12 protein-coding genes are annotated in these 17507 nt (G+C 64.2%); 6 read left to right on the plus strand and 6 right to left on the minus strand.

Features of this window, described 5'->3' with window-relative positions; all coding sequences use genetic code 11:
- Nucleotides 1–39 precede the first annotated feature (39 nt).
- Together DVDV_RS08365 and DVDV_RS08370 are read left to right on the plus strand one after the other, a co-directional pair.
- Complete coding sequence (locus DVDV_RS08365) at nt 40–1248, plus strand: alpha-hydroxy-acid oxidizing protein (RefSeq protein ID WP_254845311.1); 1209 nt, start codon at nt 40–42, stop codon at nt 1246–1248.
- Complete coding sequence (locus tag DVDV_RS08370) at nt 1245–3125, plus strand: cytochrome c3 family protein (RefSeq protein ID WP_075354225.1); 1881 nt, start codon at nt 1245–1247, stop codon at nt 3123–3125. Before DVDV_RS08365 ends, DVDV_RS08370 begins: the two co-directional genes overlap by 4 nt.
- 178 nt (nt 3126–3303) lie before the next feature.
- Here the strand turns inward: DVDV_RS08370 and DVDV_RS08375 are convergent, their stop codons facing one another.
- The 3 genes from DVDV_RS08375 to DVDV_RS08390 all read right to left on the minus strand — a co-directional run bounded on the left by DVDV_RS08375 (nt 3304) and on the right by DVDV_RS08390 (nt 9964).
- On the minus strand, nt 3304–5232 hold the full coding sequence (locus DVDV_RS08375; RefSeq protein WP_075354226.1) for a hypothetical protein: 1929 nt from the start codon (nt 5230–5232) through the stop codon (nt 3304–3306).
- 56 nt (nt 5233–5288) lie between these two features.
- On the minus strand, nt 5289–7976 hold the full coding sequence (locus DVDV_RS08380; RefSeq protein ID WP_083634720.1) for an ATP-binding protein: 2688 nt from the start codon (nt 7974–7976) through the stop codon (nt 5289–5291).
- A gap of 542 nt (nt 7977–8518) precedes the next feature.
- Nucleotides 8519–9964: a glycosyltransferase gene (locus DVDV_RS08390; RefSeq protein ID WP_075354227.1), complete on the minus strand. Its 1446-nt coding sequence runs from the start codon at nt 9962–9964 to the stop codon at nt 8519–8521.
- Between the two features lie 262 nt (nt 9965–10226).
- Here DVDV_RS08390 and DVDV_RS08395 point away from each other — a divergent pair, with 262 nt between their 5' ends.
- Both DVDV_RS08395 and DVDV_RS08400 read left to right on the plus strand, forming a co-directional pair.
- Nucleotides 10227–11027, plus strand: a complete 801-nt coding sequence (locus DVDV_RS08395) for a hypothetical protein (protein ID WP_075354228.1) — start codon at nt 10227–10229, stop codon at nt 11025–11027.
- 14 nt (nt 11028–11041) lie between these two features.
- Nucleotides 11042–12205 (plus strand): glycosyltransferase family 2 protein, encoded by a 1164-nt coding sequence (locus tag DVDV_RS08400; protein WP_075354229.1) that lies wholly within the window; start codon nt 11042–11044, stop codon nt 12203–12205.
- A gap of 30 nt (nt 12206–12235) precedes the next feature.
- Here the strand turns inward: DVDV_RS08400 and DVDV_RS08405 are convergent, their stop codons facing one another.
- Genes DVDV_RS08405 through DVDV_RS08415 form a run of 3 tightly spaced genes read right to left on the minus strand, consistent with a single transcriptional unit; the run spans nt 12236 to nt 15100 of the window.
- Entirely contained in the window at nt 12236–12799 is a 564-nt protein-coding gene (locus tag DVDV_RS08405) for an acyltransferase (RefSeq protein WP_075354230.1), read from the minus strand.
- A 4-nt stretch (nt 12800–12803) separates the two neighbouring features.
- Nucleotides 12804–13997, minus strand: a complete 1194-nt coding sequence (locus DVDV_RS08410) for a DegT/DnrJ/EryC1/StrS aminotransferase family protein (protein WP_075354231.1) — start codon at nt 13995–13997, stop codon at nt 12804–12806.
- Between the two features lie 50 nt (nt 13998–14047).
- Nucleotides 14048–15100, minus strand: a complete 1053-nt coding sequence (locus tag DVDV_RS08415; protein ID WP_075354232.1) for a Gfo/Idh/MocA family protein — start codon at nt 15098–15100, stop codon at nt 14048–14050.
- Nucleotides 15101–15887: 787 nt separating this feature from the next.
- Here DVDV_RS08415 and DVDV_RS08420 point away from each other — a divergent pair.
- Complete coding sequence (locus DVDV_RS08420; RefSeq protein WP_075354233.1) at nt 15888–16481, plus strand: TetR/AcrR family transcriptional regulator; 594 nt, start codon at nt 15888–15890, stop codon at nt 16479–16481.
- Nucleotides 16482–16651: 170 nt separating this feature from the next.
- Nucleotides 16652–17507: MFS transporter (locus DVDV_RS08425; RefSeq protein WP_083634722.1), on the plus strand; the 856-nt coding region annotated here is incomplete at its 3' end.

The raw sequence follows: 17507 nt of genomic DNA on the forward strand, positions 1-17507 counted from the left end.
CGCGTGCCGCCGCAACCGACAAACCAAAAGGCAGTTCCGATGACCAAGGACATACACGACACCGAATCCCCGACCCGCCGCAACTTCATAAAGGCCGGCATGGTGGCCGGCGTCGGCGCGCTTTTATCGCCGCTGCTCGTCAAGACCGCCCAGGCCGCAGCCGAGGCCGCCCCTGCCGCCGCAGCCGCCACCCCGCCGGCCGGCGCCCCCAAGCTCAAGATCGGCGATGTGCTGCGCGTGGCCCGGGAAAAGCTCTACCCCATCTGCCGCGTCTGTCCGGAGTGCGACGGCGTGGCCTGCGCCGGCGAGGTGCCGGGCATGGGCGGCATCGGCTCCGGCCAGGCATTTAAAAACAACTACAACACCTTAAACAGAATCGATCTGGTCATGCGGACCTTTCACGACGTGAAAAAGCCCGACCTGACCACCACGCTTTTCGGGCAAAAGCTGTCCATGCCCGTGACCTCGGCCGTCACCGGCGGCGTCAGCTACAACATGGGCAACAAAATGACCGAGGAGGAATACGTCATCTCCATCCTCGGCGGCTGCCAGGACGCCGGCACCATCGGCTGGGTGGCGGACGGCATCGGCGACCAGATGGACGTCTTCGAGCGCCGCATCGCCGTACTCAAACAGCAGTTCGGCGGCCGGGCCATCGTCACCATCAAGCCCAAGACCAACGAAGAGATCATCAAGCGCTTCCGCATGGTCGAGGAGGCCGGCGGCATTGCCGTGGCCATCGACATCGACTCTGCCGGCCGGGCCGCCCGGGCCGTCCCCGGCCAGACCGTCGAGCCCAAGACCCCGAAGCAGCTGGCCGAGCTGGCCAAGTCCACCAGCCTGCCCTTTATCATCAAGGGCATCATGACCGTGGAGGAGGCCAAGATCGCCGTGGACATCGGTGCCAAGGGCATTGCCGTGTCCAACCACGGCGGCCGCGTCCTGGACTACACCCCGGCCACGGCCACGGTGCTGCCGGCCATTGCCGAGGCCGTCAAGGGCCGGGCCGTGATCCTGGTCGACGGCGCGGTGCGCCGGGGCCAGGACGTGCTTAAGTATCTGGCCATGGGCGCGGATGTGTGCCTGTGCGGCCGGCCGCTGGTGCGCGGGGCCCATGGCGGCGGCCGCGAGGGCGTGGCCCTTATGATGAACATCATCAAGGATGAGCTGACCGTGGCCATGACCCTGACCGGCGTTCCCAGTGCGCGCAATGTCCCGGCCAACGTCATCACCAGGGAGCAGGCATGAAACGAGCCTGGAGTCTCCTGCTCCTGGCTCTCCTGACCGCCTGGCCGGGGACGTCCCTGGCGACCGGCGGCGGGAAATCCCTGCGCTACGGCGGCGGAGGCCAGGGGACCGTCATGTTCGACGGCAGGCTGCACGCGTCCAAGGGCTTTCGGTGCGCGGATTGCCACACCAAGCTTTTCGACACCCAGAAAGTGGCCCATGTCACCATGGCCGACCACTTCACGGACAAGGCCTGCTTCAAATGCCACAACAATACCAACAAAACCGATCCGATGGCCGCTTCACGGGACTGCGCCACCTGCCATCGCAAGGTGGCCTCCAATGCCGTGACCTCCACCGACGCCATGGCCGGGGTCATTGCCACGGCCTTTACCGGCGACGACGCGGCCAAGGCCGTGCTGCTCTCGGGCAAACAGGGGGCCACGGCCCAGAGCACGGCCTGCCTGTCCTGCCATGGGGCAGCCACGCCGCCAAAGCCGGTGACCGAACGCGGTAAAACCCTTAATCTGCACGTGGACGTGGCCGACTACCAGCACGGCACCCATGCCAACATTCCCTGCGCCACCTGCCACACCGGCCAAAAGGGCGCAGACAGCTTCACCCAGGTGCCCCATGCCGTGGCCCGGCCCGACAACGCCACCTGCCTGTCCTGCCACAACGTGGGGCTGGCCCATCAGATCAAGGCCTTTGGCCAGAGCACCCATGCCGAAAAGCTCAAGGACAAGGTGTCCTGCGGCAGTTGCCACAACCCCCATGCCCAGCCGAAAAAGCCCGAGCAGGTGGCCTATGCCTCGCTCACGGCCATGTACAACGCCCAGTGTCTGGCCTGCCACGACAATGCGGCCAAACTCCAGGAACTCTCGGGCAAATCCGTGCCCGACGCCAAGGCGGCCCATGCCTTCCTGACCAACTGGAGCGCCCACAGCCGGTCCGTCATGTGCGTGGAATGCCACACGCCCGTGGCCGATCCCAACGACCACCTGATCGGCGAGAAAAAGACCGCTGTTCGCGACTGCGCCACCTGCCACACCGAGGCGGGCAAATCGCTGATCGTGGCCCGGGCCACGCCCCATACAGGCGGTGCGGCTCCGGTCACGTCGGGCTACTTCCCGCCAAACCAGGTGGCCCCGGTGCTCAGCACCATCGGCGGCACGGCCGTTTCCGGCGTGTTCGCCCTGGTGCTCGTGCACGGCCTTGGCCGGGCCTGGCCGCGCCGCCGCCCTGTCGGGACGCTGGTGTCGCACGACCTGTATCCGGCCTTCGTGCGGGTCACCCACTGGATAAACGCCGGCCTGTTCGCCATCCTCGGCTACACCGGCCTGTCCGTGCGCTTCCAGGAAGCCGCCTGGGCGCTCGGGCTTGAGCCGGCCACGCGCATCCACAATGTGTGCGGCCTGCTGTTGGCGGCAAACTTCCTGGCCTACGTCATCCGGGCCGTGGCCACGGGCGACATCCGGCAGTACCTGCCGGGCGGGCAGGGAGGGATGGGGCCGCTCTCTATCCAGGCGCGCTATTACTGTTACGGCATCTTCCGGGGCGAGCCGCATCCCTTCCCGGTGACCCGGGAGCGCCGTTTCAATCCGCTGCAGCGCACAGCCTATCTGGCCGTGTTCCTCATCGGCCTGCCGGTGCTCATCACATCCGGCGGGCTGCTGCTCCTGCCGGAGGCCGTCACGGCGGCCATCGCACCGCGCCGCTTCCTGGTCGCGGCCCACTATAGTATTGTCATCGGCTTCGCGCTCTTTGTTGTCGGCCATCTCTATCTGGCCACGACCGGCGCGACGCCGCTGAGCCTTATAAGGGGCATGGTGACGGGCCGGCATGAAGAGGTGCAAACGACCGGGCAGCATCCGGACAAGGAGCAGGGCCCCGACTGATCCGCTTATGGCCGGCTTTTGAGCGTACCTGTAAAAAAGAATCCGGGCGCTGCGGTTGTTGCCGCAGCGCCCGGACTCTTTTTTGCGGGGGTCGCCTGGCCGGCCGGGACATGGCGAGCCGTATTGCGGCGCGACGGGTTGCGGGGCTGCGGTCCTTTGCCGCCCCTGCCGGGGCCGATCAATAGGGTCTGAGCGTCTTGTTTTTGACCAGCCCATGCCATTCGGAGACCTCGATGGTCAGTAAGGCCGCCAAGTGTCTCGAAAAATTTGCCAACTTGTCGCGAGTCGGCCTGACCATGGCCTGCAGGGCCTGTTGGTTGCGCTGAAGGTCCTCCCGGGTGTGGGCATATCTTGTGCTCAGCGTGGCGTATTCGCCCTGGGCCCGGAGGGCGAAAGCCATGGAGGCCACGGAGGGGATAACCAGGGAGATCTGGTTCAGCGCCACGCGCACGCTATTGCCCGTGAGGTCGAGGAACAGGGTGGCATTGTCTTTCACCAGCCAGACAATGACAAAGCGCAGGGCGATAAAGCCCAGGCCGGCGATGAAGCACCAGATGCCAAAGGCGCTGAGCCGGTCGGCGATCAGCCCATAGCGCTCCTTCCGGGCGTCATAAAAATTGATCTGGTCGGTGAGCACATCGGAATCAAGCCGTTGGCGGTACTTCTCCAGCAAAGCGGGTTCCATCCTGGCCGGGACCAGGCCGGCTTGGCGGGCGATGTTGCGCAGATGCCAGGCCGGCCAGTTTTCCCGCGTGTACGTCCTGGCCATGCTGTTGCGGGCGGAAGCCGGCACGCAGCCCAACAGGAACAGGAAGCGCATATGCCGCAACTCCTCGGCGATGAAACGATAGTCGAGAAACCGCTGGTGCCAGTTGCGGGCGGCATTGAGTTGGATGAGGAGCAGGATGAGGGCAAAGGCCAGAACCTGGATGCCAAAGCCGACGGCGTCGAAATGCTTGACATAGGAGCCGATGAAAACGCCGACCAGGACAACGGCCATGAGCAGATGGCGCAAAAAGCCGACGGCCCGGTAGAGCGCGGCATAATGGACGGCCAGCTGGTCTGCCCATTCGTAATGCTCGGCCAGAAGGACTTCTGCCTGCTTGGCCGCGGGACGATCAAAGCCGAGGGCATCGCACCAGGCGCAGGCCGTGGACCGGGGCGGGCCGTTGTCGGGCGGCCGCTTGCCGGCAAGCAGGGCGCAAAGCCCTTTCCATCGGGCGGCAAGCCTGTCCCGGAAGCGCAAACAATCGGATGTGCCCGGGCCGCAGGGCGGCTTTTTCCGGGCGAGCGTCTTTTCAAACCAGGCAGGGAAACGGCCGAGCAGCGTCGGTCCGGGCCGGGTCTCGGCGAAATACTGGGCTGGCGAGGTGCTCCCGGACCCGCCCCCGGAGAACCAATCCCGCAGATGGTCTTTCCATGACCAGACAGGATTGGTTTCGGGGAGCGGGGCGGGCGGCAGGATAAGGCGTCCGATACACGCGTTGAGATCCTGGCCCCAATGGTTGGTTGCGCCCGGAAACTGGAAACGCAGGGCGGCCGGATGGGCCGGGTCGATGATGACAACGGGCAGGCCGCGATCCTCTGCCTCGGCCACGATGTGTCCGGTCCCGCCGATCCCGTTGGGCACGGCCCCGTCCCAGACGGCGATGAGCAGATCGCTGTGTTCAAGGACGATGCGGCCCGCAGCGAGATACGCCTCGCCTTCGGGCTTGCGGGTTCCGTCCAGTTCCAGGACAGCCGTGGCCTTGCCAAGCAAGTCCCGGAACTGCTGTTTGGACGCTGCCGCAGGAAAGTCCTTTTCGTACTCGTGCTGCAAAAAAGGCAGCGGCGTCTGCAGGACATAGCCCTGCTCCAAGGCCTGCCCGGCCACGATGCGATCCGCACCCTCGGCCAGGGGGGAGATGCAGCGCAACAGGGGCGGGCCGGGGCTGTAAAGCCCCTGCGGGGCCAGGGCCAGCTGGTTTGTTACCTCCTGGCGGACGGCGGCCAGGATGTCGGACACGGCCTTGGTGATGGCCGGGAGGCTTTCCGGGGTGAGGCGGCGGTGTCCGGTGACGCTGACAGCGCAGACGAACGGGGTGGTGGGGGGGTGCATGCTTTTCATAAAGCGTCTGGTCGTCCCTTGAGCGGCAGGAGGTGTCGTTGTCCGGCGGATTGGGGCTACCCTTGCCTTGCTGCAGTCTTTTTTGCCATGACATGGCCGATGACAGCCTGCAATTCGGCCATGTCCACGGGCTTGGAGACATAGCCGTCCATGCCGGCGGCGAAGAATTTTTCCTTGTCCCCGGCCATGGCATAGGCCGTCATGGCGATGATCGGGATGCCGGCCTTGTCCGGGCCGGCCTGTCCTTCACGGATGGCCCGGGTGGCGGCCACGCCGTCGAGGCGGGGCATTTGCACGTCCATGAGGATCAGGTTGAATTCCTGTTGCGCCAGACGCGCAAGGACTTCCCGCCCATCCGCGGCCGTGACCACGGTGTACCCGGACTTCTCGAGCAGCCGCTTGCCGGCCATCAGGTTCACGGCGTCGTCTTCAGCGAAAAGCAGGCGTATCGGCCGGGTATGCCCGGCAGGTGCAACCTGTTCGGCCTGAGGCGTCGGCCGCGGCAGGGTGTCTGGGAGTTTGAAGGGCAGGGAGCAATAGACCGTCGTCCCGACGCCCAGCGTGCTGTCGATGGCCAGATCCCCGCCCATCATGCCAAGCAGCCTGCGGACAATGGAAAGCCCGAGTCCGGCCCCCTGGAATCGGCGCGTGTAGGAGCCTTCCGCCTGGGTGAAGGGCTCGAAGATGATCCGGAGCAGATCGTCGTCAATCCCGATTCCCGTGTCGCTGACAACGAACAGCAGGCGAAACAGGCCGTTATGAAGGCCAAGTGGCGTCACCTCGACCCGGACACTGCCGCTGTCAGTGAATTTGAGGGCGTTTCCAACCAGATTGAAAAAGATCTGCTGGAGCCGGGACTTGTCCCCGATCAGCCGCGGCGGCACACGGTCGTCGATGGAAAAATCCAGCTCGACCCGCTTCTCTTTGGCCTCCAGGGCGAAAAGTTCCAAAACGGATTCCCGCTGGCCTGCCAGAGCGAATTCCTCTTCGGTAAGGGCCATTTTCCCCGACTCGATCCGAGACAGGTCGAGGATGTCGGACAGCAGGCGGGTGAGGCGGTTTGACGACTTGATTGCGGCCAGGAGGTACTCTTTCTGTTCGTTGTCAAGAACGGTAGTCCTCATGAGCTGGAGCATCCCCAGGACACCGTTTAACGGCGTGCGGATCTCGTGGCTCATGTTGGCTAAAAATTCCGACTTGACCCGGTTGGCGGATTCCGCCTGATTCCTGGCCGTTTTGAGGGCCTCTTCGGCCTGCTTGCGGTCGGTGACGTCGCTTAGGGTGCCAACCATCCGCAGGGCCCGCCCGGCGGCATCGTTTTCCGTGGCTTTCCCCCGCGTCTGGACCCATTTCCAGCTGCCGTCCCTGGTCCGCATCCGCAGGTCGATGCGAAAGCCCTGGCCGTTTTCGATGGCTTGGTGCAGGGCCTGCTCCACCCCGGCAATATCCTCGGGGTGCACAAGTGGCCGCCAGGTGGCGTAGGATGGGGGGAATTCCTGGTCGTCGTAGCCAAGCAGCCCGTAGTAGAGAGGGCTGAAGTAGGCCTCGCCGGTCGGTACATGCCAGTCCCAGATGCCGTCGTTTACGGCCGTGAGCGTGGCTTGGTAGCGCTTGTCGCTTTCCATCAGGGCCTGCTGCGATTTGTCGCGCTCCATCTCCCGGATCTGGATGGCCGCTGCCATGGCGTCAAAGGCCTTGCTCACCGTTCCAAGCGTTCCGCTTATTTCGTTCAGTCCCGTCCTGGCCGTCAGGTTGCCCCGGCCCAGTTCGGACGCCACGGCGGCCAGCCTGGACAGTCGGTTGACGATCCCCTTGCGGCCGATAACCCAGGCCAGCGAGAAGGCGAAAAGCGCGGCAAAACCCAGCCAGACGAGGTGCCGGCTCGTCACCGCATCGGCAGCGGCCAGGGCCTGGGCCTCGGGAATGGCCACGGCAATGGTGCAATAGGCGGGAGTCTGCGGCCCCAGCCCGAGACTCTTGAAGGCATAAATGCGGCTGACCCCGTCCATGCCCTTGTGCTTGTCGATGCCTGCGGCCTGGCTGGCGTAGATTTCCCAGACCCGGGGGTTGATCTTTCCGCCAATCGGGGTGGCCGGGTTCGGGGGATGGTAGAGCAGGCGGCGGCCGTTACGGTCCAGGATGGCGAGGATGGAGCCTTGCGGGAGGGACGACTTGTCAAACAGGGCGTAATAGCGCTCAAGATTGAGGCTGGTGGTCAGGATGGCGGTCAGTTGGCCGTCCGGGTCCAGCACAGGCAGGGCAAAGGCGAGGATAGGCACGGTGCTGACCCGGCCCAGGAGATATTCGCCAGCCGAGAACTGCCTGGTGGCCATGGCCTCCATGACATGCTTCTGGTCGGCGAAACTCACGGCGGAAAAGGGGAGGGCAGAGGCCAGGACCTTCCCCTGCACGTCGAGGAGGGTGATATTGGCATGGATCGGGTTATGCCTGACGAGTTCCCTGAAGAGCACGTTGCAGGCCTCGACGTTTCTTTGCCGCACGTCCGGGATCAGGGACAGGGTGACGAGCAACTGCCTGGATCCCAGAGTGATATTGTTTTGCTGCTCGGTGATGTTCTCCACCATGCGCCGGGCTTCGGCCTCGGTGTCCGCCAGTTTCGCCTCCCGAAGGGCGATGCCCGAGGCCAGGATGACCAGGAGCACAGGAAGAATCCCGCTGGCGGCGACCAGGACGAGATTCCTGGTGATCGAACCGGAGAAGAATTTTTCAAAAGAGACGCCCATAGGAATGTACCCTGACTTGGATTTCGCCTCTCGGCTGGTTTGCCGTGAGCGGTTGTCACGACTGGCGTACGGGTGCTTCTTGGCCTTCCAGGGATTTTGTACGGGGTTGTTTTCCTGGCAAGAGGATATTTTTTTGGCCCATATTTGCCGACTCTACAGGAGAGCGCCAATCCGGGCCAGAATTAATGACCAAACGGCGGCGGCTGGCCCCGGCCAAACCAAGGCAGGAGGCGTCCGCGCCGGCAGGGGCAGCCGGAATTCCTGGCGTGGCGGGTTTAACAGGCTCGGGGCGCAAGGCCTCTGGCCTGCCCTGCGGCCGGAGCCAAAGGGCAGGATCGAGACCTTGTCCGGGAAGTGCGGCAATTGGGAGGCGGCCAAAGGGTCGGCGTCGCAGGTGTGGATTCCCCTGCGGCGGGAGGCTGCCGTTTCTTCGAGGTGGCCGGGGAACGGGCGTGGCCGGGTCTGCCTGGCTGGATTGTGTTATGCGGCCCGCTGCAGGCCTTTGGCGAAACCGCGCCCCCGGCGTCTCTTCGCGGGGACGCTTACGGCCAAAGGCTCACCCCGAGGACCAGATCGGACAGGCAGCGCCGGGCTTCGTCGTTTTCCGGCCACAGTTCCAGCTCCTGGCGCAGGAAGGCCTCGGTCGAAGGCTCCCCGGCAAAGGCGCTTCGCAAGGCGCGGCACAGGTTCAGCTGTTTCATGCCCTCGACCGGGAGACGCTCGAGGCTCTCCAGCAGAGGCAGGGCCTTTTCCATGTCCCCGGCCAGCATGAGGCGGCGGGCGGCGGCCAGACTTTGGGTGCAAAGGGTCTGCACGTCTTCGCGCCCGGCTACGGACGCGTCATGGCGGAAGGCGGCCACGATGGCCTTGAGGGCACGAATCAGCGAGCCCGGGGGCGGGGCCGTGCCGGCCTCGAGCACCCGGTCCACCGTGTCCAGAAAGGCCCGGGCGCGAATGTCCAGGTTGTAGTACTTGAGGCAGGTGGCCTTGCCCTGGGCGGCAATCTGCTCCCGCTCGTCTTCATGGCCCAGATAGTAAAGAGCCTTGTCGATCAGGTCTTCTGTGGTGGCGTAGGTCACCAGGTCATGGCCTTCGGTGAAAAAGGCGGACAGATTGTCGGAGCGTTCGGTCAGCATGAGGCTGCCGACGCCCATGCCTTCCAACTGGCGCATGTTGGGGCTCAGGTTCTGATGGCCGGAATTGATGGAGCCAAACCCGTTGAGGGTGATGCGGGAACAGGCAAAGGCCTTGAACATGGCCAGTCCCCAGACTTCCCCCCGGTTGTAGCGTTGCACGATCTCCGGGCACGGCGGGCCTTGATTGTAAAACCCCAGATAATAGGCGCAGTCGATGGGGAGCGTCGGCAGGCGGGTGGCCAACTCGAACAGGAATTTGTTGCGCTGCGGATGCGACACAGCCCAATAGCCGGAAAAACACAGATCCGTGCGTTTGACCGCAGAAAACTTGGTGGCCAGTTCCGCCGGCATTCCCGGGAAAGCATACTCGGTATGGCGCGCCCCCTGCTGGCGGGACATGTACAGGCATTCCCTATGCGAGGAGAGGATGATGTCGTAATTATGGAAAAGCATGTGCGGCCGGGTAATGGTGGCGTGCCAGCCGACCACGACTTTCGGACGATAGGGCAGGTAGTCGAGCAGCCCGTCGTCATAGAGGCTGGCGCTGCCGATGTAGAGGATATCCGGTTGAAACCAGGCGATCTGGGCCAGACAGGCCAGGATCGGGGCGCTCGGGTCCCAGGGAATGCCCTGTTCCTCGCACCACAGGCGTTGGCTCATCGTTTCCGTCGGCACGCACAGAAAGGTCTCATGCCCCAGGCGTTTGAAGGCCGGTATCAGGGTATGGCAGCACCAATAGTAGTCGTCGATATAGGCCTGCATCAGTTCGGCGTGGGTCGTCTTTTTCCTGAAAAGCTGGGCGAAATGAGCCAGGTAGGCGTGGTGCGAGTTGCCGATTTGCATGATGCGCATGGTGGAGCACCTTGGGGGGCGTCGGGAGGTTGGAGTGGCCTGCCGTATTCCAGGCTGCCCCCGAATATCGTGATCAAGGCCTCGTTGCAAGGGTCCGGCCCTGCCGGCGCGCCAGTCTGGCGCAACCATGGGCTGCCCGGGCATGGTGCGGGCGTGGTGACGGGTGCCGGAGTCTTGTTGGCTGCAGTGCCTGGCGCAGAGGGGCCGCAAATGGACTTGCCCGGGCGGATGGGCTAGCCTGGGCCAGGGCAGGGAGCAGGGCATGAAGACAGGAAATGCAGACGATCTGGTTTTGGGCGCAGCCACAGGCTACGCTCTGGAGGACCTGCTGCCTTTTGTGCTGTCCCTGAAAAAAACCGGGTACGCCGGGCGCATCTGTCTTTTTGTCTGGGATCTGGAACCGAAAGCAATGGTTGTGCTGCGCCGCCTGGGCGTGGAGCTCTATCCCTGCAGTGTGTCCCAGTCGGACAAAACCTATACCGTGACCGGTGGACGCTTCTTTGTCTTTCAGGATTTTTTGAAGGGGCTGGCCGGGGACGGCGGCCGGGTCATGCTCACGGACGTGCGGGACGTGGTCTTCCAGCGCAATCCCTTTGACGCGATCGAGGCAGCCGGCGTGCACGTCTTTTTCGAGCACGACGCCTCTACCCTTGGCCGGGAGGCCTTCAATGCCGCCGCCATTGTCCGGGCCTATGGGCCCGACGTCCTGGACACCCTGGCCGGGAAGCCGATTGCCTGCGTCGGCGTGGTCATCGGCGACCAGCCCTCCATCCTGGCCTATCTGGAGCGGATCACCGCCGAACTCGGGGCCATGGCCGAGGACTTTTTCGGATCGGATCAGGCGGCCCATAACCGTATCGTGCATGAAAACGCAGTGGAGAACTGTGTGGCCCATGGCAATGACGCCGGGCCTGTGCTGCATATGGCGTTGGTCGCGCCATCTGCCGTCCGCGTCAATGGCGATGGCTGTGTGGTTCGGGCAAACGGCGAAGTCATTCCCGTGTTGCATCAATACGACCGGCATCCGGCCCTGCAACATCATCTTCTTCGCAAGTATCTGTAGGCGGGCAGCCAACCATGTTCCTCACACTCTCGACCTATACCTACAACGACGGCGAATTGCTCGGCGGTCTGCTTGAAAACGAGCAGGGGTGGACCCTTCGTCCCGATGCGATCAGCATTGTCGATGACGGTTCAACCGAGCCTTTTGCGCCGCCGCCCGAGGACACCCGGATAAAGCTCATCCGCCTTGAAACCAACCAGGGCTTCACCACGGCCAAGGCCACGGGGATCGGCCGGGCCGCAGGCGACCTTATCCTGTCCGTGGACTGCGATATGCGCCTGGCCCCTGACTGGCTGGCCCTTGCCATGCCCCACGCCCTTACCCCCGACATCGGTCTGGTTGCCGGCAGCGTGGCGCGCTACGAAGGCGGCGACACCGTGTCCCGGTTTTTAAACGCCTTTGACCGCTGCGACGCCCTGGCCGTGACCGGGGAGGCCGATTTCGTGCCGGGCATGGTGTTTCTCATGCGCCGCGAGGTCTGGCAGGCGGTTGGCGGCTTTGGCGGGCATACGCGTCTTTTTGGCGAGGACCATGCGCTCTGTACGGCCCTGCGGCAGCATGGCTACCGGATTTTCGTGGAAAGCAGGGCGGTTGGCCTGCAGACCAGACGGCTTTCCCGGGCGGCCATGTGCCGCCGCTCCGTGGTCTGGTGCCGTGCCGCGCTGTTGCAGCAAATGCCCCACGACGACCGGCTTGTCCCGTATCTGTTTGAAGTGGCGGTCAAGCCCATGCTCGGCCGGTTCGAGACGTCCATTGATCTGGGGGAGCCGCTCTTTCTCTATCTGGACCTCTTGTATCTGGCCCTGCTCGTGTCCACCCTGCTCGGTGAGGCGAAGGGGAAGGGGCAGATTGCACCGGAAGCCGGCGACGCCTTTGGCAGCCTCTTCCTGGCCCGGCTGGCGCCTTACAAAAAGCTGTCCCGGCTCTTTGCCCTCGACCTGGCCTCCATGGGATGCCGCCTGCGGCCCGATCCCAAGGGCGCGGCCGCTTCCCAGGGGTGGCAGGATTTCTTCATGTTCTTTGAATACCTGGAAAAGGCGGGTTTTTTCGCCTGGATGGAAAGCGTTGGCGTGGCCCGTCTTCTGGATGAGGACGCACACACCACCTGCAGCCATTCCCGCTACGGCGAGCTTGAGGCCGCGGCCCTGGCCCGGCTTCGCGGCGAGAAAAATTTTTGAGCCGGGCCAAGGGGGGCACGCCCGGCCGCCTCAGCTTCGAACGAGGCCGGACAGGCCGGCCGGGGCCTTTTGATAGGCCAGGCCGCATTCCGGACAGACCAACGCGTCCGTGAGCTTTTCGCCGCATTCGCACACCCAGCCATGCAGGCGTCCCGGATTGCCGAAATACAGGGCATGGTCCGGCACGTCGCGGGTGATGACCGCCCCGGCGCCGACAAAGGCAAAGCGGCCGATGGTGACGCCGCAGACAATGGTCGCGTTGGCCCCGATGCTCGCGCCGTGGCAGACCCGGGTGGGGCGGGCCTCGGCCATGCGTTTGATGTGGGCCCGGGGATTGAAGACATTGGTAAAGACCATCGACGGCCCGCAAAAGACATCGTCTTCCAGCGTAACACCGGTATAGACACTGACGTTGTTCTGTATTTTGCAGCGATTGCCGATGGTTACATTCGGGCCGATGACGACGTTTTGCCCCACGTTGCAATGGGAGCCAAGGACGGTTCCCGGAAGCAGATGGGAAAAATGCCAGATATGGGTGCCGTCGCCAATCCGGACGTTGTCGTCGATGACGGCTGTTGGGTGGATGGTGGGCATCGGTCTAGCTGTGTGACGGCGGCGTCTGTTGAAGGGCGTGAACAATGGCCCGGCCCACGGCCGCGATGTCGGCTTCGGGCATGAACGGGTACATGGGCAGGCTCAGGATGCGCTGCGACAGGTTTTCAGACACCGGCAGGTCGCCGGCCGTATAGTTGCTGTGGGCAAAGGCCGGTTGCAGATGGAGCGGCGTGGTATAGTAGATGGCAGTCGGGATGCCCTGGCCGCGAAGGGCGGCGGCAACATGGTCGCGGACCGTCTCCGATGGGAACAGCACGGAATACTGGGCATAGGAGCTGGTGCAGTGGGTCGGGACCGTGGGCAGCGTCAGGCCGGGCACGCCGGCCAGCAGGCTGCGGTAATGGGCGGCAACCTCCTGGCGGGCGGTTAATTCTTCGTCGAAAACAGCCAGTTTGGGGAGGACGATGGCTGCCTGCAGGGTGTCCATGCGGCTGTTTGTGCCGATGCGCACGTTGTCGTACTTGTTTGCGCCCTTGCCATGCACCCGCAGGGATTTGATCAGCGCGGCCAGCGTGTCGTCGTCGGTGAAGATGGCTCCGCCGTCACCGTAGCAGCCCAGGGGCTTGGCAGGGAAAAAGCTGGTGGCCGCAGCCTCGGCCCCCAGGCCGCAGACCCGTTTGCCGTGGTAGCGGCTGCCAAAGGCCTGGGCCCCGTCTTCCAGGGTCAGGAGGCCGTGGGACCGGGCCAGGGGCAGCAAGGCGGCATAGTCGGCCGCGATGCCGAACAGATCGACCGGGATGACCGCGCGCGGGGTCAGTTGCCGGTGCAGGGCCTGGGCCGGCAGGGGATGGGCCGAGGCATTCCGGCGCAAGACGGCGTCGATGGCCTTTTCCAGTTGTCCGGGCACCATGTTAAACGTCACCGGGTCCACATCGACAAACACCGCAACCGCTCCGGTCATGGCAACCATTTCCGCCGTGGCAAAAAACGTGAACGACGGGACGAAGACGGCGTCGCCCGGCCCGATGCCCCAGGCCAGGAGCGGCAGGAGCAGGGCGTCGGTGCCCGAGGCGCAGGTGATGGCGTGTCGCGCCCCGGCAAAGGCGGCCAGCTGTTGCTCAAGCTCGGCGATTTCCGGCCCCATGATGAAGTGCCCGTGGGCGAGCACGGCATCGATGCGGGCGCGAATCGGGGCTTCCAGCCGGCGGTATTGGGCTTTGACGTCGATAAATTCCATGGCAGGCGTCACTTTCTCTCGGATAACAGGGTGGCAACGCGAGGCGTCAGCTAGTATTCGAGCGGCAAAGAGACGGTCCGGCCGTCGCGGGCGGAAATATAGGAGGCAATGAGCACCTCCAGCGACTTGAGGCCCTCTCGCCCGTCTGTGTCCGGCTGGGCCTCGCCGCGCAGCACATCCACGACGTTTTTGAAATACTGCGGGTGGCCAAAGCCGTACACCGAAGTGGTCTGGTAATTGGCGGCCTTCACCTGCTCGTCATAGTCGCGGGGTTCGGCAAAATCCCATAATTCGATTTCGTTGACCGCCACGCCGCCAACCCGCACCGTGCCTTTCTCGCCAATGATCGTGAGGCTTCCTTCCAGGTTTTTGGGGTAGGTGAGCATGGTTACGGCCATGGAGCCCAGGGCACCGGAACGCCAGCGGACATTCATGACCCCGGTGTCTTCCACCTCGATGTCCCGGGCCAGGGTGCCGGTCATGGCCTGCACGTCGGCAATGGGGCCGATCAGCCAGTCCAGCAGATCGACGTAATGGCTGGCCTGGTTCATGAATGCGCCCCCGTCCATTTCCCAGGTGCCGCGCCACTCTGCCGAGTCGTAATACTGCTGCGGGCGCGTCCAGAAGACGTTCATGTGCACCATGTGGATGCGTCCGAACCGTTTCTCGTCAATGGCCCGTTTGAGGAGCTGGATGGTGGAGTTGCGGCGGTTCTGCTTGATGACAAACAGCCTGACCCGGGCATCGTCGCAGGCTTTGACCATGGCCAGGCCGTCTTTCCAGCGGGTGGCCATGGGCTTTTCCGTCATCACGTGCTTGCCGAACTTGGAGGCCAGAATGGTCTCGTAGGGGTGCAGGCCGCTTGGCGTGCACAGCGAGACGATGTCGCAGTTGCTTTCGGCCAGCAGCGTCCCGTAAAATTTATACTTCGCCACGCCCAGGCGCTCGGCGTGCTCATCCAGCCGGGCTTCGTCCTGGTCGCAGATGGCAACAAGTTCAAGATCGTCGGAAAGCCGCTCAATAGCCGCAAAATGATTGTGGGAAATCCGGCCGCAACCGATGACGGCGATGCGTATTTTTCGGCCTTTGATGGATGGATACATAGATCCTCGCTTGCAAAGTTCTCTTGAACATTGGCCAACGACTGCTTGCCGTCTTGCCGGGCTTGCGTCGGCCGCATCCGGCACACAGCCCCGGGGCATTCCGGTCAGTTGCCGCATCCCCGACGAAGCGGCTGCCATAGTCGCGCTCTGGCCGGCTCCTGCCAGGAGGCTGCCAAAGCAATTGTCCGGCAAAGCACTGTAAAAATGACACTTGCCTTTGCAGTTAGCAAATTTGGTGCCAAGGCCCTTTGGGGCGTGCCGGCCCCGGCGGCCGCGCGTGCTCCCGGATTCAGGCTCCCGGCGATACGGCGGCCCTCCGGGCCTGGGGTTTCGCCCGGCGGCTCGGGGGTGCTTTTCCCCTAGCACAAAAGGAAAAAGATGGGTGCCGGATATCGCCGGCGCAACGCCCTTGCAGCTTGCCGGCCTGGAGATTATCGTCTCGCCGGAGCCGCCGGGAGGCCGTGTTGCTCCCGGACTGCCGGGCTGTTGCCCTGGCCCGGGGCTGCGTTGTCGCTGCAGTGCCCGGCCGTGGGGCCTTGGCGCAGGGCTGGCCGGCCTTATGCACAAGCAGGCCACGCAAGTGTATTTGCATTCTTAAAAATCATGAACGGTTTTTTTGCAAAAATCAGGTTTCTCCCGGCCTTTGACCGTACTGGCGCGGACAACACAGCCAAGCGAGCGTTGTTGTAAAGGGGATGCCGTCCCGTTGCCGCGTGAGGCCCTGTTGCCTCACGCCTGTTGCAGAAGCCTTTGGCGTGTTGTTTGACGCGACACATGGGAGCTGCCGATGCCTTCGTCCTGCGCCAAGCGCCTGCCGGGCCGGCCCCGCAGCGATGCCGCACGAACTGCCGTGCTCGAAGCCGCCAACAGCCTGCTTTCCGAAGTGGGCTTTTCCAGGCTGACCATGGAAAGCATCGCGGCCCGGGCCGGCGTGGGCAAAGCCACGCTTTATCGTTGGTGGCCAAGCAAGGGTGCCGTGGCCATGGAAGCCTTTCTGGCCGCTGTTTCGCCGAAGATCGCCTTCCCCCGCACCGATTCGGCCGTGGCCGACATCACCACCCAGATGCTGCGGCTGGCCGAGGCCTACCGGGGCACGACCGGGCGCATCGTGTGCGAATTCATTGCCCTGGGCCAGGCCGACCCGGAAATCCTTGCCGCCTTTCTTGAAGGCTACATGTTTCCCCGCCGCAACGCGGCCAAGGAAGTCCTCGGCCGGGGCGTCGCCTCCGGGGAACTCCGGGCGGACGTCGATCTGGACCTCCTGGTGGACGCCCTCTACGGCCCCATCTTCCATCGCATGTTGCTGCGCCACCAGCCCCTCGACGAGGCCTTCGTGCGCACCCTCAGCGCCCTGGTCTTTGCCGGACTGGCCCGGCGGTAAATTCCGGCCCGATCCGGCAGCCGGGGTGTTTTCTCTGTTGTTTCCATGATATAACAGAATATTAAGTGTAAAACGCTTTTGGGGTGAGGGCGGTTTTTGGCCTTGACTCCTGTTGCGGGCTGATTATATACGAAACGTATCGTTTCGAAATTAAGCACAGGAGTCGCAATATGCACAGCCCAACCGTTTCCAAGACAACCCTTGCCAATACCGTGGCCCGGGAGCCGGGCCAGGGGACCGTGGCGCTCATGGCCGGGGCCGCCGGCCTTTCCGTGGCCAGCATCTATTACAACCAGCCCATGCTTGGGATTCTGGCCCAGGAGTTCCAGGTGGACGCGGCCGCCATTGCCTGGATCGCGGTGCTGACCCAGGTCGGCTACGCGCTTGGGCTGGTGGTGCTCGCCCCCCTTGGCGACCGTTTTGAGCGGCGCGGGCTCATTGGCCTGACCTTTGCGGCCCTGTCCCTGGCTCTGGCCGTGGCCGCCCTGGCGCCGGGCCTGCCGATGCTTCTGGTTTCCAGCCTGTTTGTGGGAATGCTGGCCACCGTGGCCCAGCAGGTGGTGCCCATGGCGGCCCAACTGGCTCCCGAAGCCCGCCGGGGAAGCGTGGTCGGCGTGGTGATGGCCGGCCTGCTGGCCGGCATCCTGCTGTCGCGCACGGTCAGCGGACTGGTGACCCAGTACGGCTCCTGGCGGCAGATGTATGGCGTGGCCGCCGCGGCCACGCTGGGCATGGGTCTCATCCTTTCCCTGCGCCTGCCGCGGGTGGAACCGGTGACCACGCTCTCCTATCCGCAGATTCTGCTGTCCCTTGGCCGGCTGCTTGGCCGCTACCGGACGCTGCGCCGGGCCGGTCTGGTGCAGGGCCTGCTCTTTGGCGGATTTGTGGCCTTTTGGGCCAATCTGGCCCTGTTCCTGGAAAAGCCGCCCTTTGCCCAGGGCAGCGCCGTGGCCGGACTGCTTGGCCTGGTCGGCGTGGCCGGGGTGGTGTGCGCGCCCCTGGCCGGGCCGTCTGGCCGACCGGGGG

The organism is Desulfovibrio sp. DV, assembly GCF_001936595.1.
Taxonomy (GTDB): Bacteria; Desulfobacterota; Desulfovibrionia; order Desulfovibrionales; family Desulfovibrionaceae; genus Solidesulfovibrio.